Annotated in this window: 26 protein-coding genes; 11 read left to right on the top strand and 15 right to left on the bottom strand. The window is 73.6% G+C overall.

The window, feature by feature from the left end:
• The first annotated feature begins 73 nt into the window (after positions 1–73).
• Positions 74–1222: an acyl-CoA dehydrogenase family protein gene (locus ACQP2H_RS12615; protein ID WP_433233526.1), complete on the top strand. Its 1149-nt coding sequence runs from the start codon at positions 74–76 to the stop codon at positions 1220–1222.
• A 108-nt stretch (positions 1223–1330) separates the two neighbouring features.
• Here the strand turns inward: ACQP2H_RS12615 and ACQP2H_RS12610 are convergent, their stop codons facing one another.
• The 4 genes from ACQP2H_RS12610 to ACQP2H_RS12595 form a co-directional block, all read right to left on the bottom strand.
• A complete protein-coding gene (locus ACQP2H_RS12610; protein WP_208570612.1) occupies positions 1331–1978 on the bottom strand; it encodes a TetR/AcrR family transcriptional regulator in 648 nt (215 codons plus the stop codon).
• Positions 1979–2213: 235 nt separating this feature from the next.
• Positions 2214–3122: a DUF2336 domain-containing protein gene (locus ACQP2H_RS12605; protein WP_219460734.1), complete on the bottom strand. Its 909-nt coding sequence runs from the start codon at positions 3120–3122 to the stop codon at positions 2214–2216.
• A gap of 108 nt (positions 3123–3230) precedes the next feature.
• Entirely contained in the window at positions 3231–3893 is a 663-nt protein-coding gene (locus ACQP2H_RS12600; protein ID WP_219460731.1) for a response regulator, read from the bottom strand.
• Entirely contained in the window at positions 3890–5008 is a 1119-nt protein-coding gene (locus ACQP2H_RS12595; protein ID WP_219460727.1) for a sensor histidine kinase, read from the bottom strand. Before ACQP2H_RS12595 ends, ACQP2H_RS12600 begins: the two co-directional genes overlap by 4 nt.
• Before the next feature lie 220 nt (positions 5009–5228).
• Here ACQP2H_RS12595 and ACQP2H_RS12590 point away from each other — a divergent pair, with 220 nt between their 5' ends.
• From ACQP2H_RS12590 to ACQP2H_RS12575, 4 genes are all read left to right on the top strand, one after another.
• Positions 5229–5666: a DUF6223 family protein gene (locus ACQP2H_RS12590; protein WP_357533964.1), complete on the top strand. Its 438-nt coding sequence runs from the start codon at positions 5229–5231 to the stop codon at positions 5664–5666.
• Positions 5667–5784: 118 nt separating this feature from the next.
• Positions 5785–6756 (top strand): PaaX family transcriptional regulator, encoded by a 972-nt coding sequence (locus ACQP2H_RS12585; RefSeq protein WP_219460721.1) that lies wholly within the window; start codon positions 5785–5787, stop codon positions 6754–6756.
• Between the two features lie 256 nt (positions 6757–7012).
• Positions 7013–8257 carry a cellulose binding domain-containing protein gene (locus ACQP2H_RS12580; protein ID WP_357533967.1) on the top strand — a complete coding sequence of 415 codons (1245 nt, stop codon included), beginning with the start codon at positions 7013–7015 and terminating at the stop codon, positions 8255–8257.
• A gap of 167 nt (positions 8258–8424) precedes the next feature.
• Positions 8425–8607, top strand: a complete 183-nt coding sequence (locus ACQP2H_RS12575) for a hypothetical protein (RefSeq protein ID WP_433232882.1) — start codon at positions 8425–8427, stop codon at positions 8605–8607.
• A 45-nt stretch (positions 8608–8652) separates the two neighbouring features.
• Here ACQP2H_RS12575 and ACQP2H_RS12570 read toward each other — a convergent pair whose 3' ends face one another.
• The 8 genes from ACQP2H_RS12570 to ACQP2H_RS12535 are packed head-to-tail and all read right to left on the bottom strand — an operon-like array spanning position 8653 to position 14906.
• Positions 8653–9432, bottom strand: a complete 780-nt coding sequence (locus tag ACQP2H_RS12570; protein ID WP_433232879.1) for an IclR family transcriptional regulator — start codon at positions 9430–9432, stop codon at positions 8653–8655.
• 1 nt (position 9433) lies between these two features.
• Entirely contained in the window at positions 9434–9817 is a 384-nt protein-coding gene (gene pcaC, locus ACQP2H_RS12565) for a 4-carboxymuconolactone decarboxylase (protein ID WP_255597543.1), read from the bottom strand.
• A complete protein-coding gene (gene pcaD, locus ACQP2H_RS12560) occupies positions 9814–10587 on the bottom strand; it encodes a 3-oxoadipate enol-lactonase (RefSeq protein WP_357533973.1) in 774 nt (257 codons plus the stop codon). Before pcaD ends, pcaC begins: the two co-directional genes overlap by 4 nt.
• Positions 10584–11924, bottom strand: a complete 1341-nt coding sequence (gene pcaB, locus ACQP2H_RS12555) for a 3-carboxy-cis,cis-muconate cycloisomerase (protein WP_433232875.1) — start codon at positions 11922–11924, stop codon at positions 10584–10586. The genes pcaD and pcaB overlap by 4 nt, the downstream gene beginning before the upstream one ends.
• Positions 11899–12471 carry a protocatechuate 3,4-dioxygenase subunit alpha gene (gene pcaG / locus ACQP2H_RS12550; RefSeq protein WP_219460707.1) on the bottom strand — a complete coding sequence of 191 codons (573 nt, stop codon included), beginning with the start codon at positions 12469–12471 and terminating at the stop codon, positions 11899–11901. The genes pcaB and pcaG overlap by 26 nt, the downstream gene beginning before the upstream one ends.
• A complete protein-coding gene (pcaH, locus tag ACQP2H_RS12545) occupies positions 12464–13216 on the bottom strand; it encodes a protocatechuate 3,4-dioxygenase subunit beta (RefSeq protein ID WP_219460705.1) in 753 nt (250 codons plus the stop codon). The genes pcaG and pcaH overlap by 8 nt, the downstream gene beginning before the upstream one ends.
• Before the next feature lie 12 nt (positions 13217–13228).
• On the bottom strand, positions 13229–14041 hold the full coding sequence (locus ACQP2H_RS12540) for a CoA-transferase subunit beta (protein WP_433232870.1): 813 nt from the start codon (positions 14039–14041) through the stop codon (positions 13229–13231).
• Positions 14042–14087: 46 nt separating this feature from the next.
• A complete protein-coding gene (locus ACQP2H_RS12535) occupies positions 14088–14906 on the bottom strand; it encodes a CoA transferase subunit A (RefSeq protein WP_357533978.1) in 819 nt (272 codons plus the stop codon).
• 258 nt (positions 14907–15164) lie between these two features.
• Between ACQP2H_RS12535 and ACQP2H_RS12530 the strand changes: the two genes are divergently transcribed.
• The 6 genes from ACQP2H_RS12530 to ACQP2H_RS12505 all read left to right on the top strand — a co-directional run bounded on the left by ACQP2H_RS12530 (position 15165) and on the right by ACQP2H_RS12505 (position 21005).
• Complete coding sequence (locus ACQP2H_RS12530; RefSeq protein ID WP_219460702.1) at positions 15165–16337, top strand: 4-hydroxybenzoate 3-monooxygenase; 1173 nt, start codon at positions 15165–15167, stop codon at positions 16335–16337.
• A gap of 269 nt (positions 16338–16606) precedes the next feature.
• Positions 16607–17581, top strand: a complete 975-nt coding sequence (locus ACQP2H_RS12525) for an ABC transporter substrate-binding protein (RefSeq protein WP_219460699.1) — start codon at positions 16607–16609, stop codon at positions 17579–17581.
• 75 nt (positions 17582–17656) lie between these two features.
• Positions 17657–18457 (top strand): ABC transporter permease, encoded by an 801-nt coding sequence (locus ACQP2H_RS12520; RefSeq protein WP_219460695.1) that lies wholly within the window; start codon positions 17657–17659, stop codon positions 18455–18457.
• A complete protein-coding gene (locus tag ACQP2H_RS12515) occupies positions 18454–19278 on the top strand; it encodes an ABC transporter permease (RefSeq protein ID WP_433232865.1) in 825 nt (274 codons plus the stop codon). The genes ACQP2H_RS12520 and ACQP2H_RS12515 overlap by 4 nt, the downstream gene beginning before the upstream one ends.
• Positions 19271–20083 (top strand): ABC transporter ATP-binding protein, encoded by an 813-nt coding sequence (locus ACQP2H_RS12510; RefSeq protein ID WP_433232863.1) that lies wholly within the window; start codon positions 19271–19273, stop codon positions 20081–20083. Before ACQP2H_RS12515 ends, ACQP2H_RS12510 begins: the two co-directional genes overlap by 8 nt.
• 28 nt (positions 20084–20111) lie before the next feature.
• Entirely contained in the window at positions 20112–21005 is an 894-nt protein-coding gene (locus ACQP2H_RS12505) for a PaaX family transcriptional regulator (protein ID WP_244253535.1), read from the top strand.
• Here ACQP2H_RS12505 and ACQP2H_RS12500 read toward each other — a convergent pair.
• The 3 genes from ACQP2H_RS12500 to ACQP2H_RS12490 are packed head-to-tail and all read right to left on the bottom strand — an operon-like array spanning position 20929 to position 23865.
• A complete protein-coding gene (locus tag ACQP2H_RS12500) occupies positions 20929–22455 on the bottom strand; it encodes an acyl-CoA synthetase (RefSeq protein WP_433232859.1) in 1527 nt (508 codons plus the stop codon). The genes ACQP2H_RS12505 and ACQP2H_RS12500 overlap by 77 nt on opposite strands.
• A gap of 58 nt (positions 22456–22513) precedes the next feature.
• The gene (locus ACQP2H_RS12495) at positions 22514–22966 is read right to left on the bottom strand and encodes a MaoC family dehydratase (protein ID WP_219460685.1); all 453 of its coding nucleotides are present in this window, start codon (positions 22964–22966) and stop codon (positions 22514–22516) included.
• A complete protein-coding gene (locus tag ACQP2H_RS12490; RefSeq protein ID WP_433232855.1) occupies positions 22963–23865 on the bottom strand; it encodes an amidohydrolase family protein in 903 nt (300 codons plus the stop codon). The genes ACQP2H_RS12495 and ACQP2H_RS12490 overlap by 4 nt, the downstream gene beginning before the upstream one ends.
• Between the last annotated feature and the right edge of the window lie 74 nt (positions 23866–23939).

Here is a 23939-nt window from a genome sequence, read left to right as displayed (position 1 = left end):
GGCAACTCAAGGGATGTTTACATACCGACCGGCTGGTATTATCACCGGCAGCTTGTTGACGAGGGGGTTTGTGGTGTTCGAGGCGTACCAGGTGCCCGAGGAGCACGACGCGGTCCGGGAGGCCGTCCGGGCGGTGTGCGACGCCAGGGTCGCGCCGCACGCCGCCACCGCCGACGAGAACAGCGAGTTCCCGCAGGCCGCCTACGACGCGCTGCGGGCCGCCGACTTCCACGCCCCGCACATCCCCGTCGAGTACGGCGGTGCCGGCGCGGACGCCCTGGCCACCGCCATCGTCATCGAGGAGGTCGCGCGGGCCTGCGCCTCGTCGGCCCTCATCCCGGCCGGCAACAAGCTCGGCACGATGCCCCTGCTGCTGGCCGGCTCCGAGGAACTCCGGCGTCGCTACCTGCCGCCGGTGGCCGCCGGTGAGGGGATGTTCTCGTACTGCCTGTCGGAGCCGGAGGCGGGCAGTGACGCGGCGTCGATGACGACGCGGGCGGTGCGTGATGGTGATCACTGGGTGCTCAACGGGGTGAAGCGGTGGATCACCAACGCCGGCGTGTCGGAGTTCTACACGGTGTTCGCGGTGACCGACCCGGCGGCGCGGTCGCGGGGGATCTCCGCGTTCGTGGTGGAGAAGTCCGACCCGGGGGTGAGCTTCGGCGCTCCGGAGAAGAAGCTCGGCATCAAGGGCTCTCCGACGCGGGAGGTCTACCTCGACAACGTGCGGATCCCGGCGGACCGGATGATCGGCGAGCCGGGGACCGGGTTCGGCACCGCGATGCGGACCCTGGACCACACCCGGGTCACCATCGCCGCGCAGGCCGTCGGGATCGCCCAGGGGGCCCTGGACTACGCCAAGGGCTACGTGCAGGAGCGCAAGCAGTTCGGTAAGGCGGTCGCGGAGTTCCAGGGGGTGCAGTTCATGCTCGCCGACATGGGGATGAAGTTGGAGGCGGCCCGGCAGTTGACGTACGCGGCGGCCGGGAAGTCGGAGCGCGGCGACGCCGACCTGACCTATTTCGGGGCGGCGGCGAAGTGTTTCGCCTCGGACGCGGCGATGGAGATCACCACCGACGCGGTGCAGTTGCTGGGCGGGTACGGCTACACCCGGGACTACCCGGTCGAGCGGATGATGCGCGACGCCAAGATCACCCAGATCTACGAGGGCACCAACCAGGTCCAACGCATCGTCATGGCCCGCCAGCTGCTCGCCGGCTGACGATCAACCACCTGCGGGCACCCGGCTGACGAGCCGTCCCCCCTGACGAGCCGTCCCGCCTGACGGCGGCGTTTGCGGGCCGACGACCCGGGCCGACCATCCACCGGATCAGCTGCCCGGCCGGGCGGTCAGCCCCTCCAGCACCATCGCGCCGAACTGGCGGGCCACCTCGTCGACGCTGAGCGGACCACCGACGTTGAGCCACTGGTACGCCCAGGCGCACATGCCGACCAGCCCGAAGGTGGCGATACGCGGGTCGACGTCCGCGCGGAACACCCCCCGGGCGACACCGTCGGCGACCATCCCGGCGAAGGCGGCCTCCACCAGGCCACGCTTGCGGGTCACCTCGGCGAACAGGTCCCCGGTCAGATACCGCCGCTCCTGGTAGAAGATCGTCACGTGGGCCCGGTACTCGGCCACGCTGGTGAGGCTGAACCGGATCAGCTCCCGTACCCGCACGGTCGGGTCGTCACTGTCGGCTTCGATCTTCTGGATCGCGGCGAGCTGCGCCTCGAGGTACTCCTCCTGGATGTGCCGCAGCAGGTCGTCCTTGCTGGCGAAATGGTGATAGAAGGCGCCCTTGGTGAGCTGCGCCTGGTCGGCGATCTCCTGCACCGAGGTGCGGTCGAAGCCACGCTGCTCGATCAACCCCAGCGCACTGGTGATCAACGAGTTACGGGTGTTCTCCGGGTCGTACCCGTCGGGCCAGCGTTGCCGGCGTCGGGTCGACTCCGGGCGAGACGTCGCGCGCGCCATTGGTGGCCTCCTATCCCGAGTACAGCCACACAATGCTACCGTCCGGTCGGAAGGAAACGAAGAGAGCCACCCCGGTCAATCCGCCCGAGATTCGGCGGCCACCAGCCGTCGCCGGGAATACCGGCGGCGACGCCCGTGGTCACGACCACCGACGACCTCCACCACAGCGGTGTCGGAGCACAGGGCCGCCGCAGGCGGGAACGGCGGAACGGGCCGGACCCGGCGCCGGCCGGACTCAGCGCCGGGCGTCGCCCGACCGGCCGCGACCGGGCGTCCCGGCCCGGTGACCGACGCGCGGCACGCGTACCACCGGGGAGGTCGCCGCGCCGGGGCGGAACTCCCGGGCCGCACCGGCCACCATCTCGTCGGGGTCGTCGGCGAGCACCTGCCGCAGGTGCGGCGGGACGAACTCCGACGTCGCCACCGCCATCCGCACCTGCACCGACCGGTCGTCGACCAGGTCGCGCAGATCCGCCTCGTCCAACTCGACGGTCAGCACCAACGCGGCGCGGACGTCCGGCACCGGGTCCCGGGCGAGCGCGCCGCGGTGCACGGCGGTGGTCCGCGGATTGCGGGCCAGCCCCTTGCGTACCCGGGCCGTCCGATCGGCCAGCAGGGCGGTGATCACCTCGGGGTCGTGGGTGTGGGTGGCGAGCCGTTCCCGCACCTCGGGTGAGACGTCGTCGACCAGCCGCGCGGCCAGCTCCGGCTCCAGCTCCCGCGACTCGGCGAGCAGACCACGCAGCTCCTTGTCCGCGGTCTGCGCCATCACCCGACGCACCGATTCGTCGCAGGCCGGATTGCCGGCGACCGCCCAGCGGACCCACCGGTCGGCGTCCTTGACCAGGCGCAGGAGGTTGGCGATCGAGGTCGCCGGGTTCCTCGCCACCGCCTCCCGCACCTCACGGTCCGGGTCGCGGGTCAGCGGACGCAGCGCCTGGGCGGGCGCGTCGGCCCGGGTGGCTACCGCCCGGCGGACCACCGGCGACGGGTCGGCGGCCAGGTCGATCAGGGTCAGATGGGCCGTGCCGGGGTCCTGCGCGAGGGCGAGCCGGGCCTCGACCCCACCGTCCGTCGCCTCCTGCGCCGCGGCACCCGACCCACTGCGACGGTCGGTCCCGCCGACGTCCTGCTGCTTGCCCATGGGCGTCATCATGTCACGGCCCACCGGGCACGCCGCGAGGCCGACCGGTGCCCCGACCCGCCACCCTCCCGACCCCGCCCGTACGTCACACCCGGGCCGCCGTGGCGCTCATCCTCCGCCGGGGGCGACCAGGCCGGACTCGTAGGCGATGATCACCAGTTGGGCCCGGTCGCGGGCGTGGAGCTTGGTCATCGCCCGGTTGATGTGGGTCTTCGCGGTCAACGGGCTGATCACCAACCGGGCGGCGATCTCCGCGGTGGACAGCCCCCGCGCGACCAGGACGACGGTCTCGCGCTCCCGGCCGGTCAGCCCGGCCAACCCGACGCCGGCGTGGACCCGGGGGCGGGCGGCGACGTACCGGTCGATGAGTCTGCGGGTGATCGACGGCGCGAGCAGGGCGTCACCCCGAGCGGCGACCCGGACGGCGTGCAGGAAGTCCTCCGGCACGACGTCCTTGACCAGGAACCCGGCCGCACCGGCGCGTAACGCGTCGAAGACGTACTCGTCCAGGCCGTAGTTGGTCAGGATGACCACGTGCACCCCGGTCAGGGTCGGGTCCGCGACGATGCGCCGGGTCGCCTCGATGCCGTCCATCACCGGCATCTGGATGTCGAGCAGCGCGATGTCCGGCCGGTGCCGGCGGGCGAGCGTCACCGCCGCCACACCGTCGGCGGCCTCCCCCACCACCTCGATGTCGTCCTCCATGTCGAGCAACGCACGGAAGCCGCTACGCAGCAGCGGTTGGTCGTCGACCAGCAGGACCCGGATCACGGCGTGCCACCCGTGGGAAGCTCGGCGCGGACGGTGAACCCGCCGTCCCCGCGCGGTCCGGCGCGCAGCCGGCCGCCGAGCGCGGCCACCCGTTCACGCATGCCGAGCAGTCCGACGCCGCGCGTCGGCACGCCGGTCGGGAGGGCGCTGCCGTCGTCGTCGACCTGGATGGCCAGCGCACCCGGACGGTAGTCGATCCGGACCGACGCCGTGGCGGCGGCGGCATGCCGGGTGACGTTGGTGAGGGACTCCTGGACGATCCGGTACGCCGTCCGACCGACCGCCGTCGGAACGTCGTGCGGGTCTCCCCCGACGGTCAGTGTGGTGTCCAGCCCGGCTGCCCGGGCCTGACGCACCAGTTCCGGGACGTGGTCGAGACCGCGCGGCGTGGACCCACCGTCGTCCCGTAGCACCTCCAGGGTGGCCCGCAGCTCCCGGGTCGCCTCCCGACCGGCCGCCCGGATCGCCAGCAGGGCCTCCGGCACCTCCTCGCCGCGCTTGCGGGCCAGGTGCACGGCCACCTCGGACTGCACCTTGATGACCGATATCTGGTGGGTGAGCGAGTCGTGCAGCTCCCGCGCGATGTGCAGTCGCTCCTCGTCGGCCCGACGCCGTGCGGTCTCCTCCCGGGTACGCTCGGCCTCGTCCGCCCGCCGCTCGGCCTGCCGCAACGCCTCCCCCGCCGCACCGGCGGCGACCAGCCAGGCCAGTTCGAGCACCCCCCGGGACCGGGCGAGAGCCGCGCCCAGGGCCAGTTGCTGCGGCGGGCCGAGAACCACCAGCGGCAGCGCCACCAGCATCGTCACCGCCGCCACCACCGTGGCCGTGCGGTGCCCCGCCCGGACGGCGGCGTACACGGCGAACAGGAAGGCGACGGCGGGCACGTCGAAGCCGGCCGCCTGGCACCCCACCGCGCACGCCCCGGTGCCGACCAGCACGGCGACCGGGGCGCGGCGGCGGGCGGCGAGGGTCAGGCCACCGGCCGCCAGCAACGCGTAGCCGACCGGGGAGCGACCCGGGTCGCCGGAATGACCGGCCAGCCCGGCGACCACCAGCGTGACCGCCACCGCGCCGGCGATCGCCCAGTCCCGGACACCGCGGCGTGCTGTGCTCATCCGCGCACCCTAACCGGGTGCCGCCGCCCGGCGGGTCCTGCTGGCGGACGACCCGGGGGCTACCACGGACGCGGTACCCCTACCGCGTCGGCGGTGCCCGGGTACGCCCCGGCGGCAGTGCGAACCGTCCACGTTCGCCGGACGACGACGGCCGGGCCCGGCGACATGATCGGGGAGACCGGCGCGTGGGACCACGCGTCGTGGACAGAGGAGCATCATCATGCGTGCAGCAGGCAATTCCCGGGCGTCCCGACTGGTGTCGACGACCGTCACCGCCGCCGTTCTGGGCGGGACCTGGTTCGCCGCCCCGGCATCGGCGCACCCCTCGGCGCGGCAGGCCGCCGTCGGCGTCACCACCATGAGCGCCGGGCGACTCGGGGCGACGCTCGCCGCGCTGCTGGGTCTGGCCGGGCTGGTCATCGGCGGGCTGGCGCTGGGCCGGCCCACCGTCCGGCCCGGCGGCGGACGGCGCGGCGCCGTCCTGGCCCTGACGGCAGGGGTGGTCGGCATGGCCCTGGGCGCTCTGGTGGTGGCCACTTCGGACAGCGGCATCGGCACCGGCAACGGGCGCGGCGGCGGTTACCTGGCCCTGGTGCTGGGGTTACTCGCCGTCGGGCTGGGCGGGCTGGCGCTGACCCGCAGCCGCCGGACCGGGTGAGCCGGCCACCGGCGCGGCGGCCCCGGGCCTCCCGGCGGGGCAGGGCGGCCCGGCGACCGGGTGAGCCGCCGGGCCGGCCAGCGGCGTCGAACGTCCGGCGGTGCGGCAATCTGACGGGGTGAACGCCGAACAGCCCGTCGACGACGTCCGCACCCCCCGGGCCCAGCACGGGTCGAGCCCGCAGCACCTGCTGGCCACCCTGCTCGGCGAATACCTCGACTCCGCGGTGGCCGACCTGCCGTCGGGGGCGGTCATCGCGATGCTGCGGGAGTTCGGGGTCACCGAGCCCAGCGCCCGGGCCGCCCTGTCCCGGCTGGTCAAGCGGGGCCTGATCGCGATCCGGGGCGACACCCGGCCGCCGGTCTACCACCTCACACCTGCGGCGATCGCCCGACACCGCTCCCGGATGCGGCACTTCCTGGACTTCGGCGCGCAGCCGCCACCCTGGACCGGGGACTGGGTGCAGGTCTCCTTCTCCCTCCCCAGCTGCGGCCAGGCGGCCCGGCACACGGTGCGCCGGGCGTTGACCGCGCACGGTTTCGTGCGGCTCTACGACAGCGTGTGGATCACGCCGGGCAGTCACGCCGCACCGGTCAGGGCGGAGCTGGAGGCGCTGCTGCACCCCGTCGAGGGGGCCCGCTGGTCGGTGCTGCACGTCCGCTTCGACGAGGAGGCCGGCCCGCACGGCCCGGCTGCGGCGTACGACCTGACCGGGCTGGCCGCCGGCTACGCGGCCTTCGTCGCGCGGTTCGCGCCGTTGCGGGTGGCCGCCCGCCGGGGCACGGTCGACCCGGCCACGGCGCTGGTGGCGCGGACCTCCGCGATGGACTCGTGGCGCAGGTTCGCCGACACCGACCCGGACCTGCCCACGCACCTGCTGCCGACGCCCTGGCCCCGCCAGCAGGCCCGGGAGACCTTCCTGGACATCCACGCGGGGCTCGGCGCACTCGCCCAGGCCCGCCTGGTCGAGGTGACCACCCCGCACTGGCCGGACGCCGCCGGGTGGATCACCCACTTCCACGCCGCCCGCGACGCCGCCCGCCCGGAGCCGACCGGCGGCTCGTGCGGAGCCCTCCGCCGCACCGGCTGACGCCGGGGGTGCGGCTGTGCCCCGGCCGGCAACGCACGGACGGCGTCGGACCGGTCCGCCAGACGGGCAAGACATTGACACTTTTCGTTACCGCAGTGATAGTAACTGCATACCGCGACCGCCTGTGGGGACTGCGGCCGGCCGGTCGACGCGTCCACGTCGGCCCGCCCGTTGCCGGCGCTGACCACCCTGGTCGGGCCCGGCGGCAGACCCGCCACCGCAGGGGGTGCCACCGCCGACACCCGCAGGAGGGTGCATGCCAAGGAGATCGAAGCTGTACGCGGGCCTGACCGCCGCGCTGGTGCCGGCAGCAGCCGTGCTGATGGCCCTCGGCGCGACGCCGGCCGACGCCGCAGTCGGCGGATCGGGGCCCTATCCCGCCGACTACGAAACCGCGACCAGCCTGCCCAACCACACCATCTTCCGACCCCAGACACTGCCGACCGAACGCCTGCCGATCCTCGTGTGGGGCAACGGCGGCTGCTCGGCCAACGGTCTCTCGCAGGGCAACTTCCTGCGCGAGATCGCCTCGCACGGCTTCCTGGCCATCGCCAACGGCGGCCCGAACGCCTCCGGCTCCACCAACTCGCAGATGCTCACCCAGTCCATCGACTGGGCGGTGGCGGAGAACTCCCGCCAGGGCAGCAAGTACTACAACCGGATCGACACCGGCAAGGTCGCCGTCGCCGGCTTCTCCTGCGGTGGTCTGGAGGCGTACGCCGTCTCCAACGACCCGCGCGTCACCACCACCGGCATCTTCAGCAGCGGCCTGCTCAACGACGCCGACGACTACCAGCTCCGGCGGCTCACCAAACCGATCGCCTACTTCGTCGGCGGGCCCAGCGACATCGCCTACCCCAACGCCATCGACGACTGGGGCAAGTTGCCCGCCGGACTGCCCGCCTTCATGGGCAACCTCAACGTCGGGCACGGCGGCACCTACGACCAGCCCAACGGGGGCGAGTTCGGCCGGGTGGCGGTGCTCTACCTCAAGTGGCGGCTCAAGGGCGACACCACCGCCGGCAGCAACTTCGTCGGCGCGAACTGCGGGCTGTGCCGCACCCAGTGGACCGTCCAGCAGAAGAACCTGACGCTCGACGGCCCGCCGCCGACCACCCCGCCGCCCACGACCCCACCACCCACCACTCCCCCGCCGACCACCCCGCCGCCGACGACTCCCCCGCCCACCACTCCCCCGCCCGGTGGGGCCGGCTGCACCGCCGTCTACGCCATACAGGACCAGTGGAACGGCGGGTTCGTCGCCAACGTCAGCGTCACCGCCGGGTCCGCCGCGCTCACCGGCTGGCGGGTCACCCTGACCCTGCCGGGCGGCGCAGCGGTCAGCTCGGTGTGGAACGGCGTCGCCACCGGCACGAGCGGCACCATCACCGTCACCAACCAGAGCTACAACGGACGGCTGGGCGCCGGGCAGGGCACCAGCTTCGGGTTCCAGGGCACCGGGACCGGCGCCGGCGCCACCGCCACCTGCACCGGCAGCTGACCGTCGCGCAGCCGGGGAAGCAGTCCGTGCGGGTGGGCCGGGGCCTGGTGCCGACCCACCCGCACGACCCCCGGGTGCCCGGACGACGGACGGCGCTACGGGGGTGCCCGGACGACGGACGGCGCTGCGGGGTGCCCGGACGACGAGCGGTGTTCCAGGGTGCCGGAATGACCGTCGCGCACCACCTGGGCAGAGAGGACCCGGGGCTCGCCCTGCGCCTGCGGATCAGCCGGCCCGGCTTCGCCCCCTTAGAGGCGGACACGGTCCGGCCCGTCGATCCGGGACTCGTGCCCGGCCGGCAGTTGACCGCCGTCGTGGACCCGGCGAGCCGGCTCTACCGGGTCCAGTGACGACAGGGCACCGGTGCCGACGGGCCCGGGGCGGTGGCGGCCGGTTCAGGACGATCCGCGCAGGTCCTCCTCGATCCGCCGGGCCGTGGCCAGCAGCGGTGGGAGCAGTTCCCGCCGGATCAGCTCGAACGACCCACGGCTGGCGTGGGCGGACAGGTTCACCGCCGCGACCACCGCGCCGTGCGCACCGTGGATCGGCGCGGCCAGCGACCGCAACCCCTCCTCCAACTCCTGGTCCACGATCGCGTACCCCTGGGCGGCGATCTTCGTCAGGATCGCCCGTAGCTTCGCCGGGTCGGTGACGGTGCGCCGGGTCAACTGTTGCAGCTGCGCGGTGGCGAGGTAGTCGTCCAGCCGGTCCGAAGGTTGCGCGGCGAGCAGCACCCGACCCATCGATGTGGCGTACGCGGGGAACCGGGTGCCGACGCTGATCCCCACCGTCATGATCCGTTTGGTGGGCACCCGGGCGACGTAGACCACCTCCTCGCCGTCGAGCACCGACACCGAGCAGGACTCGTGCACCTGCGCGACCAGCGCTTCCATGTGCGGTTGGGCGATCTCGGGCAGGCCCAGGCCGGACAGGTAGGCGTAGCCGAGGGCGAGGATCCGCGCCCGCAGCGAGAACAGCCGGCCGTCGGTGTGCACGTACCCCAGCTCGACCAGGGTGAGCAGGAACCGGCGGGCCGCGGCCCGGGTCAGCCCGGTGCGGCGGGCCACGTCGCTCAGGGTGAGCTGCGGATGCTCGGCGTCGAACGCCCGGATCACCGCGAGCCCACGCTCCAACGACTGCACGAACTCCGGTGACCGTGCCGCCTGACCGCCCACCTCACCCAGCCTCCCGCCGCAGGGCCTCCCGGGCCACCGTGAACGCCCGGTTCGCCGCCGGTACGCCAGCGTAGACGCCCACCTGGAGCAGGACCTCCGCCACCTCCTGTTCGGTCAGCCCGTTGCCCAGCGCGGCCCGTACGTGCATCGCCAACTCCTCCTCGTGGCGCAGGGCGGCGAGCACGGCGAGGGTGATGCAGCTGCGGGTACGCCGGTCGAGGCCGGGCCGGGTCCACACCTCCCCCCAGGCGTAGCGGGTGATGAAGTCCTGGAAGTCGGCGGTGAACCCGTCGGTGCCGGCGACCGCGCGGTCGACGTGCGCGTCGCCGAGCACCTGCCGGCGTACCGTCATGCCGGCCTCGTGCCGCTCGTGGTCGTCCATCATCCACCCGGTTCCTCGAAGTGTTCCCGCAGCAGTCGGCCCACCCGCGCGGGTTGCTCGACGTTGGCCAGGTGCGCCGCGGCGTCGAGGACGACCAACCGCGCACCGGGGACGCGTCCGACGATCTCCCGGGCGCACGCCACCGGGGTGGCCGGGTCGTCCGCGCCCGCGACGACCAGGGTCGGTGTGACGATCCGGCCCAGTTCGGGGCGCAGGTCCATCGCGGCGATCGCCTCGCAGCAGGCCGCGTATCCGGCCGGGGAGGTCGCGGTCAGCATGGTGCGGTGCGCGGCCACCACGTCCGGCCGGGCGGTGGCGAACGCCGGGGTGAACCAGCGGGCCACCACCGCGTCGGCGATCGCCGGCAGGCCACCGGCGCGCACCGTCGCCGCCCGTTCCCGCCACGGCCCGGCCGGGCCGAGCCACGCCGAGGTGCACAGCAGGGCCAGCCGCCGCACCCGGTCGGGCGCGTGGGCGGCGAGCCACATGCCGACCATGCCGCCGAGGGACAACCCCGCGTAGTGGACCCACGGCACGTCGAGACGGTCCAGCGTCCGCAGCAGTTCCCGGCCCAGCAGATCCAAGGTGTACGGCCCGGCCGGCACCGCCGACCGACCGTGGCCCAGGTGGTCGTACCGGATGACCCGAAACCGCTCGGCCAACGCCGGGACCTGGGGTTCCCACATCGCGGCGGTGGTGCCGAGGGAGCCGCCGAGCAGCAGCACCGGCGCGGTGGCCGGACCGTCGACGGTGAGGTGCAGCCGGGCGGTCATGCCTGCGCTGCCCGGGCGGCGGCCAACGCCCGGTCGACGAACACGCCGGCCGACCCGAGCCAGCGGTACGGGTCGAGCGCCTCGTCGATCTCCGTCCCGGACAGGTGGGCGCGGATCTCGGGGTCGGCGAGCAGCGCGGCGCGGAACGCGGGTGCGGCGGCGGCGCGGGCGACCAGGTCGTGCGCGACGTCGCGGCCGACGGCGGGGGCCAGCCGGGCGGCGACGGCCTCGGCGAGCACCCGCCCACCGGTCGCGTCGAGGTTCGCCCGCATCCGCCCGGGATCGACCCGCAGCCCGGCCAGCAGCCGGGCGCACCGGCCGCTGGCGCCGCCGGCCAGGTGCAGCAGGTCGCGCAGCGGCTCCCATTCGGCGTGCCAGCCACCGGCGGCCCGCTCGTGCTCCTGCACCGCTGCGGCGTACAACGTGGCGACGAGGCCCGGACCACGGCGCGCGGCGGCACCGATCAGGATCGAGTCCACCGGGTTGCGTTTGTGCGGCATGGCCGAGGAGCCGCCCCGGCCGGTGCCGCCCTCGGCGACCTCACCGACCTCGGTTCGGGCGAGCAGCCCGACGTCGAGCGCCACCTTGCCGGTGGCCGTGAGCAGCCCACCGAGGGCGGCGGCCAGGTCGAGGCGGGGCTGTCGGCGGGTGTGCCAGGGCAGCGCGGGCGCGGGCAGCCCCAGCCGGACGGCGAACCGGGCGGCGATCTCGGGGCCGGCCGGGCCGAGTGCGGCCAGGGTGCCGACCGCACCGCCGAGTTGGGCGGGCTGCCCGTCGCCGGCCTGTCGGAGCCGGTCACGGGCCTGCGTGAGGCCGGTCAGCCAGCCGGCGGCGGTGAGCCCGAACGTGGTGGGTGCCGCCTGCTGTCCGAGGGTCCGGCCGACCAGCACGGTGTCGCGGTGGGTGTCGGCGAGCCGGGCGGCGGCGGCGACGGCCTCGTCGAGGTGGCGCAGCACCGGTCCGAGTGCCCGGACGACGACCAGGCTCAGCGCGGTGTCCATGATGTCCTGGCTGGTCGCTCCGTGGTGCACCCACCCCCGGGCGGGCCCGGGCACGGCGGCGGTCAACTCCCGCACGAGCGGGACGACCGGGTTTCCGGCGGCGTCGGCGGCCCGGCCGAGTGCCGCCGGGTCGTACCGCTCGGCGTGGCAGCGGGCGACGATCGCGTCGGCCGCCCGTGCCGGCAGCACCCCGGCGTCCGCACCGGCCCGGGCGAGTGCGGCCTCCGCGTCGAGCAGCGCCCGCAGCAGGGCCGGATCGTCGAGTTCGCCGTCCACGTCCGGGTTGCCGGACAGGCCGGAGAGCAGGCCGTCAGAGGGCGAAGAAGACGGTCTCACGGTCACCCTGCAGGTGGATGTCGAAGCGGAACCCGTCCGGCGCGGCAGCGGCCAGCAGGGTGTCGCGGCGGTCGGGGTCGATGCCGGTCAGCACCGGGTCGGTGGCGTTCGCCGCCGGCTCGTCGGGGAAGTAGAGCCGGGTGACCAGGCGGTGCAGCAGCCCCCGGCCGAGGACCGACAGGGTCAGGTGCGGTGCCTCGACGCCGCCGTCCGGGTCGGGCAACGCCCCCGGTCGGACGGTGAGCAGCCGGTAGCACCCCTGGTCGTCGGTCTCGCTGCGCCCGAATCCCCGGAACCCGGCGAGCGCCGGTGGCCGGGCCCCACGCGGGTCGTCCGGATGGTCGAACCGGCCGTCCGGGTCGGCCTGCCAACTCTCCACCAGCGCGTCGACCACCGGCGCTCCGGTGCCGTCGACGATCCGGCCCCGGATCCAGAATGCGCCGGGGGTGCCGTCGGGGACGACGTACGGGCCGTCGGGCCAGCGCAGCCCGATGCTCAGGTACGGCCCGACGGTCTGCGCGGGGGTGACGCCCAGCCGGTCACGCATCGTCGTCGCCGTCCTCGAAGGGGGTGTCCTCCCGGCCCCGCAGCACGATGTCGAACGCGTAGGCCAGCGCCCACTCCGGCTCGGTGCCGGCGTGGTCGTACCGGGCGATCAGCCGTTGCCGGGCGGCGGGGTCACGGACGGAGTGCAGCACCGGGTCCTGGAAGAAGAGCGGGTCGCCGGGGAAGTACATCTGGGTGACCAGGCGTTGGGTGAACGCCCGGCCGAAGAGGGAGAAGTGGATGTGCGCCGGCCGCCAGGCGTTGTCGTGGTTGCGCCAGGGGTAGGCCCCGGGCTGCACGGTGACGAACCGGTACCGTCCCTGGTCGTCGGTGAGCGTGCGTCCCACGCCGTCGAAGTGCGGGTCGAGCGGGGCCGGCCAGGTGTCGCTGGTGTGGCGGTAGCGTCCGGCGGCGTTGGCCTGCCAGATCTCCACCAGTGTGTGGGGCACCGGGCGGCCGTCGCCGTCGCGGACCCGGCCGTGCACGATGATCCGCTGCCCCTGCGGTGGCCCGTCGTGCTGGCGGGTCAGGTCGTGGTCGAGGTCACCGACCCGGTCGTGGCCCAGCAGCGGCCCGGTGACCTCGGTCAGCCGCTGCGGCAGGTGGGCCAGGGGTCGCCGTGGTGCCCGCGCCACCGTCGACCGGTAGTCGGGGCTGAGCAGGGGCGGGTGGACGTCGACGTCGTCACGCCGGTACGCCGGCAGCACGGGCGCCCTGCCGGCCCGATGGGCGGTGTCCTCGGTCATCGTCGTCTCCCGTCAGACGGTCGGGCCTGGGGCCGGTGGCCGGTCGGCAGGGGTGCCGCGCCTGGTCGCCTCCAGCGCGCGCAGCACCGCCAACTCGTGGGCCGTCGGCGGGTCGTTGGTGGTCAGCGGGTCGGCGACGGCGAGGTCCCAGCCGGTCGCCGCCCGCGCCTGCTCCCGGGTCACGCCGGGGTGCAGCCGGGTCAGGGTCAGCTCGCAGCTGACCGGGTCGGGTTCGAGGACCCCGAGGTCGGTGATCACCAGTCGGGGGCCGCCGCCGCGCAGGCCGAGCCGTTCCCGGCCCCCCGGCCCTGTCCCGTACCCGACGGAGGTGACGAAGTCGACCCGTTCGGTGAACGTACGGCGGTTCTGCCGCACGATCACCACGACCTCGCCGCAGGAGGCGGCGATCTCCGGCGCCCCGCCGGCACCGGGCAGCCGGACCGCCGGGGTGGCGTAGTCGCCGACGACGGTGGTGTTGAGGTTGCCGTACCGGTCGAGTTGCGCCGCACCGAGGAAACCCACGTCGATCCGGCCGGGTTGGAGCCAGTAGTTGAACACCTCGGGCACCGACACCACCGCGTCGGCGGTGTCGGCGAGGACGCCGTCGCCGATGGACAGCGGGAGCCGGTCGGGTTTCGCGCCGAGGCAGCCGGACTCGTAGATGAGCACCAGGTTGGGGGCGTGGGTGACCCGGGCGAGGTTCGCCGCGGTGCTCGGCAACCCGATCCCGACGAAGCAGGCCGTGCCGTCGCGCAGTTGCCGGGCGGCGGCGACGGTCATCATCTCGTCGGCGGTCCAGTCGGTGCCCGGACGCGGGCCGCTCACCTCGACACCCCGGGGCGCGGTCGGTGCCCGGTGGCGGGCCGCGCGTTCACGCCGCCGCCCCGGCCCGGTGCACGTGCCGGTCGAGCCAGGCCCGGAAGGTGTCGCGGTCCCGGCTGACCGCGTCCCAGGCCCGGTAGAAGTCGTTGTCCCGCACCGAGTAGCCCTGGGCGTAGGAGGGGTGCGCGCCGCCGGGTACCTCGGCGACGGCGGTGACCGCCCAGCCGGGCAGCATCACCTGGCCGGGCACCGGCGTCAGCTCGCCCACGATCTCCTCGACGGTGACCAGCGAACGGTGGGCGGCCAGCACCGCCTCCTTCTGCACGCCGGTGATGCCCCACAGCTGCACGTTGCCGGCCCGGTCGGCGCGCTGGGCGTGCACCACCGTCACGTCGGGGCGCAGGGCCGCCACGGCGGTCAGGGTCTCGCCGGTGAAGGGGCAGTCGACCGGCCGGATGTTGGCCGTGTGCCGGGGCAGGTCGGTGCCGGTGTAGCCGCGCAGCACGGCGAACGGCAGCCCGGACGCGCCGGCCACGTAGCGGTTGGCCATCCCGGCGTGGCTGTGCTCCTCCAGCTCCAGCGGACCCGGCCAGGCGTGCTGCACGGCGTCGCGGAACCGGTGCAGCGAACCGACTCCCGGGTTGCCGCCCCAGGAGAAGACCAGGCGGCGGGCACATCCCGCCCCGATGAGCTGGTCGTAGATGACGTCGGGGGTCATCCGCGCCAGGGTCAGCTCCCGGCGTCGCTGGCGGATGATCTCGTGACCGGCGGCGAACGGGATGAGGTGGGTGAACCCTTCCAGGGCCACCACGTCGCCGTCGTGCACCAACTCCGCCACGGCGTCGGCCAGCGGGACGAGCTTCGCCATGGGCCTGCCACCTCGCCTCGGACTGGTGTTCGCCATGCGGACTTTCGTGCTCATGTCGAACGTACGGCCGGCGGCGACATCCGTCAATGTCCTGCCTCGCCCCCGACGCCGGTCGACAGGCGTCCGGGCAGGGCGTTGACGGGAGCCGGGGCACGTGCCAACGTTCTAGAAGAGAACACCCGTTCGGTCAGCGAACACCGTCGGCGGCCCGTGGCCGGAGCCAGGTGGCGGTCAGGCGTCCAGGAAGGACGGACCGGGATGCGTACCCAGGTCGGCATCGTCGGCGCCGGGCCGGCGGGACTCATGCTGTCGCACTTGCTGCACCGGCAGGGCATCGCCTCGGTGGTGCTGGAGAGCCGCAGCCGCGAGCACGTCGAGCAGCGGCTGCGCGCCGGGGTGCTCGAACAGGGCTCGGTCGACCTGCTCTGTCGCACCGGCCTCGGCGAGCGGCTGCTCCGCGAGGGGCTGCGGCACGAGGGCATCGAGCTGCGCTTCGCCGGGGAGTCGCACCGGGTGCCGATGACCGAGCTGACCGGGCGGGCGATCACCGTCTACGGGCAGCAGGAGGTGGTCAAGGACCTGATCGCCGCCCGCCTCGCGGCCGGCGGCACGATCCTGTTCGACGCCGAGGTGACCCGGCTCGACGGGCTCGACTCCCCCGACCCGGTGGTCCACTACCGACGCGACGGCCGCGAGGAGGAGCTGCGCTGCGACTTCGTGGCCGGCTGCGACGGGTTCCACGGGGTGAGCCGGGGCGCGGTGCCCGACGGGGTGCTGACCAGCTACGAACGGGCGTACCCGTTCGCCTGGCTGGGGGTGCTCGCCGCCGCCGCGCCGGCCGTGGAGGAACTCGTCTACGCCCACCACGAGCGGGGTTTCGCCCTTTACAGCATGCGCTCACCGCAGGTCTCCCGGCTCTACCTCCAGGTCGCCCCCGACGAGGACCTCGCCGCGTGGCCGGACGAGCGGATCTGGGCGGAGCTGCGGGTCCGGCTGGAGACGGTGCCGGGCTGGTCGCTCACCGAGGGGCCGGTGCTGGAGAAGTCCATCACCCCGATGCGCAGCTTCGTGGTGGAGCCGATGCAGTGGGAGCGGCTGTACCTGGCCGGGGACGCCGTGCACATCGTCCCGCCGACCGGGGCGAAGGGCATGAACCTGGCGCTGGCCGACGTGGCGCTGCTCGGCGACGCGTTCGCCGCGTGGTACGACCAGGGCCGCACCGACCTGCTGACCGGCTACTCGACCACCGCGCTGCGCCGGGTGTGGCGGGCGCAGCACTTCTCCTGGTGGATGACCTCGATGCTGCACCGGTTGGCGCACGACGACCCGTACGAGGCGAAGTTGCAGACCGCGACGCTGCGGTACGCCGCCACCTCCCGCGCCTACGCGACGAGCCTGGCCGAGAACTACGTGGGCCTGCCCGAGGTCTGACCGGCCCGGACCGCAGCTCAGCCCGGGGTGGTGGGCACCCCGCGATGCCCCTGCCGTCAGGTGCGACGGGGGCGACGCCACCATGACGCACCGTCGTTCAACCTATCCATGACGGGCGTCAGAAATTCTTGACTTTCGATGCCGGGGTGGCTGACCATGGCCAACACAGCGGCGTACGCCCCTCACGCAGCGGTCGTCCCCCGCAGATCCGAGGCATCCCGCCGGCTTCCGACGCACCCCACCACCCCCGCCCAGGAAGGGCCTCGTCAATGAAGAAGGTCATGGCTCTCGGGTTGATCGCCGTCACCGCGATCGCCCTCACCGGATGTACCGACTCCGACGCGTCCACCCCGTCCGCGCCGACCTCCGGCGACCTGCGCAAGGTCCGGGTCGCGGCGCTGCCGATCACCGAGACCGCCGCGCTGTGGGGCGGCATCAAGGCGGGCATCTTCGCCGAGCGGGGGCTCCAGGTCGAGGTGGTCCCCGCCCAGGGCGGCGCGCAGGCCATCCCGGCGTTGATGAACGGCGACATCGACTTCGCGATCGGCCAGCCCTTCGGCCCGTTCCGCGCCGACCTGCAGAACCTCGGCGTCGTCATCATCGGCAACTACGCCTCCTCGTACGCCGACGGCGACGACATCAACGCCGTGGTCGCCTCGGCGAAGTCCGGCATCAGGCGACCGGCCGACCTCGCCGGCAAACGGGTCGCGGTCAACAGCCTGGGCGCGGCCGGCGACGTCACCATCATGGCGGCGGTGGAGCAGGACGGCGGCGACCCCAAAAAGATCAAGTTCGTCGAGGTAGCCTTCCCCGACGCCCCGGCCCAACTGGCAGCGGGCAACATCGACGCCGCCTGGGTGCCCGAACCCTTCGTCACCCAGCTCAAGAGCCGGGGCGACACCCTGGTCGTCGCCCCCTACCAGGCGGTCGTCCCCGGCCTGGCCACCCTCACCACGATCACCACGACCGCCCGCACCGACAAGGACGCCAAGCTGGTCGAGGACTTCTCCGCGGCGATGAGGAAGACCCTGGAGTGGGCGCAGGACCCCGCCAACCAGCCGGCCGTACGACAGGCCATCAAGGACAACCTCCAGCTGCCGCCGCCGGTGGCGGAGTCGGTCCGGCTCCCGGCGTTCGGCTGGGACGTCGACCGGGCGAGCCTGCAGAAGCTCGCCGAACTCGCGCAGAAGTACCGGGTACTCGACCGGCAGCCCGACCTCGACCGGCTCATCCGTCAGCAGTGACCCGGGGCGGCACCGCCCGTCCCGGCCGACGCACCGGGACGGGCCGGCCGCGCCCCCCGCGACCACGGAGGTGACATGCGCCTGCCCCCCACCCGACGCCCCCGCGCGCCACGCAGGGCGCTGCTGGGCGTCGCCGGCCTGGCCGGGTTCCTCGCCGTCTGGCAGAGCGTCCCGGCACTCGGCCTGATCGACCCGCAGTACCTGCCCTACGTGACGGACGTGCTCGCCCGGCTGTCCGAACAACTCGTCGACCTCGCGTTCTGGCGGCGGCTGGGCAGCACCATGACCTCCTGGGCGATCGGCCTGACGGTGGCGACGATCGCCGCCGTCGGTCTCGGTACGGTCGTCGGCCTGGTGCCGTTCCTACGGCGGGCCACCCACACGATGGTCGAGTTCCTGCGCCCCATCCCGTCGGTCGCCCTCATCCCGCTCGCCGTGCTGATGTTCGGCATCCAACGGCAGGCCGCCCTGGTCATCATCGTCTACGCGTCGTTCTGGCAGGTGTTCGTGCAGGTGATCTACGGGGTCGCCGACGTCGACACGGTCGCCCGGGACACCGCGCTCAGCTTCGGCCTGCGCCGCTGGGAACGGTGGACGCACCTCGTCCTGCCGACCACCCTGCCGTACCTGCTGACCGGCCTGCGGCTGGCGGCGGCGGTGGCGCTCATCCTGGCCGTCACCGCGGAGATGGTGATCGGCAACCCGGGCCTCGGCCGCATGATCGAGCTGTCCCGCTCCGCCGGCGACGCCGTCGGCCTGTACGCCCTCGTCGTGGTCACCGGACTGCTCGGGCTGGCGGTGAACCTCGTGTTCCGGTTCGTCGAGCAGCGGACGTTGTCCTGGCACGAGTCCGTCCGTGGGGAGCGGGCGCTGTGACCGCGTACCCGGGGAGGACGGTGGCCCCGCCGCGCCGCCGCGCGGTCGGTCACCGCACCGCGGCGGGTGTGCTGCACGCGCTCGGGCTGCCGATGCTGCTGCTGGTGCTGTGGGGCCTAGTGGCGACCAGGACGACGAGCCGGTTCTTCCCCGACCCGGTGACGATCGCCGACGCCTTCGTCGACACCTGGATCGGGCCGGCGTTCGTCGAGGACGTGCTGCCCAGCCTCGCCCGCCTCGGCCTCGGCGTCGCCGCGTCGATCGTGCTCGGCGTCGCCGCCGGCACCGTCATCGGCCTGACCCCGTGGCTGCGGGAACTGCTCGAACCGCTGCTGGAGTTCCTCCGGGCGATCCCGCCGCCGGTGCTGATCCCGGTGATGATGATCCTGCTCGGGATCACCGACACCATGAAGGTCGTGGTGATCGTCTCCGGCGCGGTCTGGCCGATCCTGCTGAACACGATCGAGGGGGTCCGGGGCATCGACAGCGTGCTGACGCAGACCGCGCGGTCGTTCCGGGTCACCTGGTGGGAGCGGCTGTGGTTCCTGGTCCTCCCCGCCGCCAGCCCCCGGATCATGGCCGGTGTGCGGCAGGGCCTCTCGGTCGCGCTCATCCTGATGGTCATCTCCGAAATGTTCGCCTCGTCGGCCGGGCTGGGTTACCGGATCGCCTACTTCCAACGCAACTACCTCATCGCCGAGATGTGGAGCGGCATCCTGCTGCTCGGCGGGGTCGGCGTGCTCCTCGCCGTCGTCTTCGGGCTCGTCGAACGGCGCGTGCTGCGCTGGTACCACGGAATCAGGGAGGTCAACCGTGCCTGACCGGGGCACCCTGCTGCGGGTGGAGCAGCTACGCAAGGTCTACGAGTCCCCCACCGGCGACGTCGAGGCGATCGGGGACCTCAGCTTCACGATGGACGCCGGCGAACTCGTCTGCATCGTCGGACCGTCCGGGTGCGGCAAGACCACCCTGCTGAAGTGCCTCGCCGGCCTGCTGCGCCCCACCGGCGGTGTGGTCGAGATGCACGGGACGCCGGTGACCGGCCCCAGCCCCGCCATGGCCGTGGTGTTCCAGGAGTACGGCCGCAGCCTCTACCCGTGGCTGACGGTGCGCGGCAACGTCGAGCTGCCGCTGCGGCACAAGAAGCTCTCCCGCGCGCAGCGGGACACCCTGGTCGCCGACGCGCTCGACGCGGTGGGTCTGGCGCACGCCGCCCGCAGCCACCCGTGGCAGCTCTCCGGCGGGATGCAGCAGCGGGTGGCGATCGCGCGGGCGGTGGCGTACCAGCCCGAGGTCCTGATCATGGACGAACCGTTCGCCGCGGTGGACGCGCAGACCCGGGCCGACCTGGAGGACCTGGTGCGTGAGCTGCACGCCCGGCGCGGGATCTCGGTGCTGTTCGTCACCCACGACATCGACGAGTCGGTCTACCTCGGGCAACGGGTGCTCGTGTTGTCCCACGCGCCGACCCGGGTCCGCGAGGACGTCGCGGTCGACCTGCCGGTCGAGCGCGACCAGATCACCACCCGCGCCCTGCCCCGGTTCACCGAACTGCGCACACACGTCTACGGCGAGATCCAGCGGGCCAAACGCGGGCACAATGTGGCCCCGCGACCCGCGCCGTGAGCGCGCCGGGCGACACCCGTCGGAGGGGATGACTGTGGGTAGGCGTCAGCCGAAGCAACTGGTGCTCGCCTTCTTCGGCGAACACGTCGTCGACGCCGACACCGGGCCGATCCGGGCGAGTGTCCTGATCACCGTGCTGGAGGGGGCCGGGGTCGCCGCACCGGCGACCCGGGCCACCCTCGACCGGCTGGTGCGCAGCGGCATCCTCGCCCGGGGCCGCAGCGGCCGGGAGACGTTGTTCTCGCTGACCGAGCACGGCGCGGCGGTGCTGCGTGAGGCGACGTACCGGGTGCGCGGGCCGAGGCCGTTCGACCCGCAGGGCAGCGGCTGGACCCTGGTCACCTTCTCCATTCCGGAGGGGCAGCGCACGCTGCGGCACCGGCTGCGCTCCACCCTCACCTGGGAGGGCTTCGCGCCGATCCGCGACGGGCTGTGGCTGGCCCCCGGCGAGGTCGACCTCGCCGGGTCGCTGGAACCGCTGCGCCAGGACCTCGCCCCGCACGCCGTGGTCGCCTTCCACGCCCGCGAACTCGCCGGCTTCCCGATCGGCGAGAGCGTACGCGCCGCCTGGGACATCGAGGCGATCCGGCGCGAGCACCTCGCGTTCATCGACCGGTGGGCCGACCCGGCCGCGACCACGGCGGCGGCGGGCGCGCTGACCCTGCGCACGATGCTGGTGGCGGACTGGCTGGCGCTGCTGCGGGCCGACCCGAGGCTACCGGCCGAGTTCATGGACGCGCAGTGGCCGGCGGCCCGGTCGGTGCAGACCTACCGTCGGGCGCACCGGGCGCTGGCCGAGGCGTCCACGGCGGAGTTCGCCGCCCTCGTCACCCACCGGCCCACGGTCAGCCGGCGAACCGCGCCCGCAGCTGCGTCTTCCGCACCTTCCCCGACGCGGTCCGCGGCAACTCGTCCACGATGACCACGTTCCTGGGCAGCTTGTAGCGGGCGATCCGACCGTCCAGGTGCGCCCGCACGACGGCGGTGTCCACGCGCGCCCCCTCCCGTACGGTCACCACCGCCCACGGCACCTCACCCCAGCGGTCGTCGGGCACCCCGATGACCGCCGCCGAGACCACCCCGTCGATCTCGCCGAGCAGCAGCTCGATCTCGGCCGGGTAGATGTTCTCACCACCCGAAATGATCATGTCCTTGAGCCGGCCGGAGACGTGGAGGCAGCCGTCGTCGTCGAGGCGGCCCAGGTCACCCGAGCGGAACCAGCCGTCGGCGGTGAACGCCTCGGCGGTCGCCGTCGGCAGCCCGTGATAGCCGGGAAAGACGTTGGGCCCGGCCACCTCGATCTGACCCACCTCACCGGCGGGCAGCACCGCCCCGCCCGGGTCGGTGATCCGCACGTCGGTGAAGAAGTGCGGCAGACCGACGCTGCCCTGCTTGGCCCGGGTCATCGCCGGTGGCAGCGCGGTCACGCCCGGCGACGCCTCGGTCATCCCGTACCCCTGGGAGAACGACAGGCCGCGCGCCTCGTAGGCGTCGAGGATGCGGGTCGGCACCGCGGAGCCACCGCAGGTGAGCTTCGCCAGCGTCGACAGGTCGGTCGTGGCCCAGTCCGGGTGGTCGGCCAGCAGCTGGTAGGTGGTCGGCACCCCGCTGAGCATGGTGACCCGGTGCCTGGCGATCTGCGCGAGCGCCCGGCCCGGCTCGAAGCCCCGCTCGACGACCATCGTGGCGCCCTTGAGGATGACGGGCAACGCGCCCATCCCCAGCGAGGCGACGTGGAACAGCGGCGAGATCATCAGCGCCACGTCGGTCGAGACGACGTCGTAGTCGACCACACAGTTGAGGGCGACCCAGGTGAGGTTGCCGTGGGTCAGCACCGCACCCTTGGCCCGCCCGGTCGTGCCCGAGGTGTAGACGATCGCCGCCGGATCGTCCGGGCCGGTGGGGGCAGGACCGGGGTGCCCGGCGTCGACCGCCCGGGTCAGCCGGGTCAGGCCCGGCCGCTGCGGGGTGCCCTCGCCGGTGACGACGGTCTGCGGAGGCCGCGCGGCAGGCAGGGCGGCGGCCACCGGTGCGGCGAACTCCGGGTCGTGGATCAGCACCCGGGCCGCGCTGTCGGTCAGTAGGTGACCCACCTCGGGAGGTGCCAGCCGGGTGTTCACCGGCACGAAGACGGCGCCGACCTGCGCCACCCCGAACATCACCTGGAGGAACTCCGGACTGTTCTCCCCCAGGTAGGCGACGGCGTCACCGACGCCGACACCACGCCCCCGCAGCACCGCCGAGACCCGGTCCACCGCGTCGGCGAACTGGGCGTAGGTGACGGTCGCGTCCGCGCCGTGGACGAGGGCGACCTTGTCCGGGGACCTGAGCCGACGCCTGGCCACCCAGGCACCGATTCCGTGCTGGTGCATCAGCAGTCTCCTGGTGGTGGAGGTGGTGGTGGGTCACCCGGCGCGGACGCCGCCGGGCTCAGCCGTGGAAGCGGTACAACCCCCGGGCGACCACCGCCGGCTTGACGCCGCCCTCGATCTCGATGCTCTGGTCGACGGTGAGCTGGTAGCCACCCCGGACCTCGACCACCTCGACGACGGTGGCCCGCATCCGCACCCGCGCCCCGACCACGACCGGCGCGGGGAAGCGCACCCGGTCGAGGCCGTAGTTCACCTTGGTGGTCACCCCCTTGACCTCCAGCAGCTCGGTCCAGAACGGCACCGCCAGGGACAGGGTGAGGAAGCCGTGCGCGACCGGTGCGCCGAACGGGCCGGCCTTGGCCCGTTCCGGGTCGACGTGGATCCACTGGTGGTCGTCGGTGGCGTCGGCGAACAGGTTCACCTGGTCCTGGGTGACCGTGCGGTAGCCGGTGTGCCCCAGGTCGGTGCCGGCGAGGTCGGCGAGCTGGTCGTAGGTGATGGTCGTGGTCATGGCGCTTCCTCTCGTCGTTCCCGGGCGAGGCCCAGCAGCCGGGCCGCGTTGTCCTTGAGGATGCCCGGGAGCACGTCCGGCTTGAGGTCGGTGGCCGCCACGTCACGCAGCCACCGCTCGGGGGTGAGCAGCGGGTAGTCGGTGCCGAAGAGCACCCGGCGGCTGAGCACCGAGTTGGCGTGGCGTACCAGCTCCGCCGGGAAGTACTTCGGGCTCCAGCCGGACAGGTCGATCCAGGTGTTGGGCTTGTGGGTGGCCACCGACAGCGCCTCGTCCTGCCAGGGCACCGACGGGTGGGCCATGACGATCTGCAGGTCGGGGAAGTCGGCGGCGACCGGGTCGAGCAGCATCGGGTTGGACAGGCCGAGCCGCAGCCCGTAGCCGCCCGGCAGGCCCGCGCCGATGCCGGTCTGCCCGGTGTGGAAGATCGCCGGGAGCCCGGCCCGCTCGATCAGGGCCCACAGCGGCGCGTACGCGTCGTCGCCGGGGTCGAAGCCCTGCACCGTGGGGTGGAACTTGAAGCCGCGTACCCCCTCCTGCTCGATCAGCCGGGCGGCGAGGTCGAGGGCCGCCCCGCCGGTGCGCGGGTCGACCGAACCGAAGGGGATCAGCACGTCGGCGTGCTCGGCGGCGGCGCGGGCGATGTCGATGCTGGACAGCGGCGGATGCCGCAGTTGGGTGCCCGCGTCCACGGTGAACACGACGGCGGCCATGCCGCGCTCGCGGTAGTAGCGCGCCACCGCGTCGACCGCCGGCCGGGGCCCGTCCGTGCGGAAGTACTTCGACACGGCCGCCACCAGCGGTGCGGGCAGCGAGGCGTGACCGTGGTCGTCGACCTCGATGTGCACGTGCATGTCGATCGCGGTGACGGCGTCGAGGTCGATCGCGGGCTGGTACATGGGCGGCAACCTCCGTCGGGCGGGTCCGGTCCGGCGGGCGGGCGGACGGTCTCGTCGGTCAGGTGACGGTGGGC

It is taken from the genome of Micromonospora sp. CA-248260, from assembly GCF_050942205.1.
GTDB classification, from domain to species: domain Bacteria; phylum Actinomycetota; class Actinomycetes; order Mycobacteriales; family Micromonosporaceae; genus Micromonospora; species Micromonospora antibiotica.
Note: the sequence above shows the minus strand (reverse complement) of the source record. Positions and strands in the feature narration are given on the sequence as shown.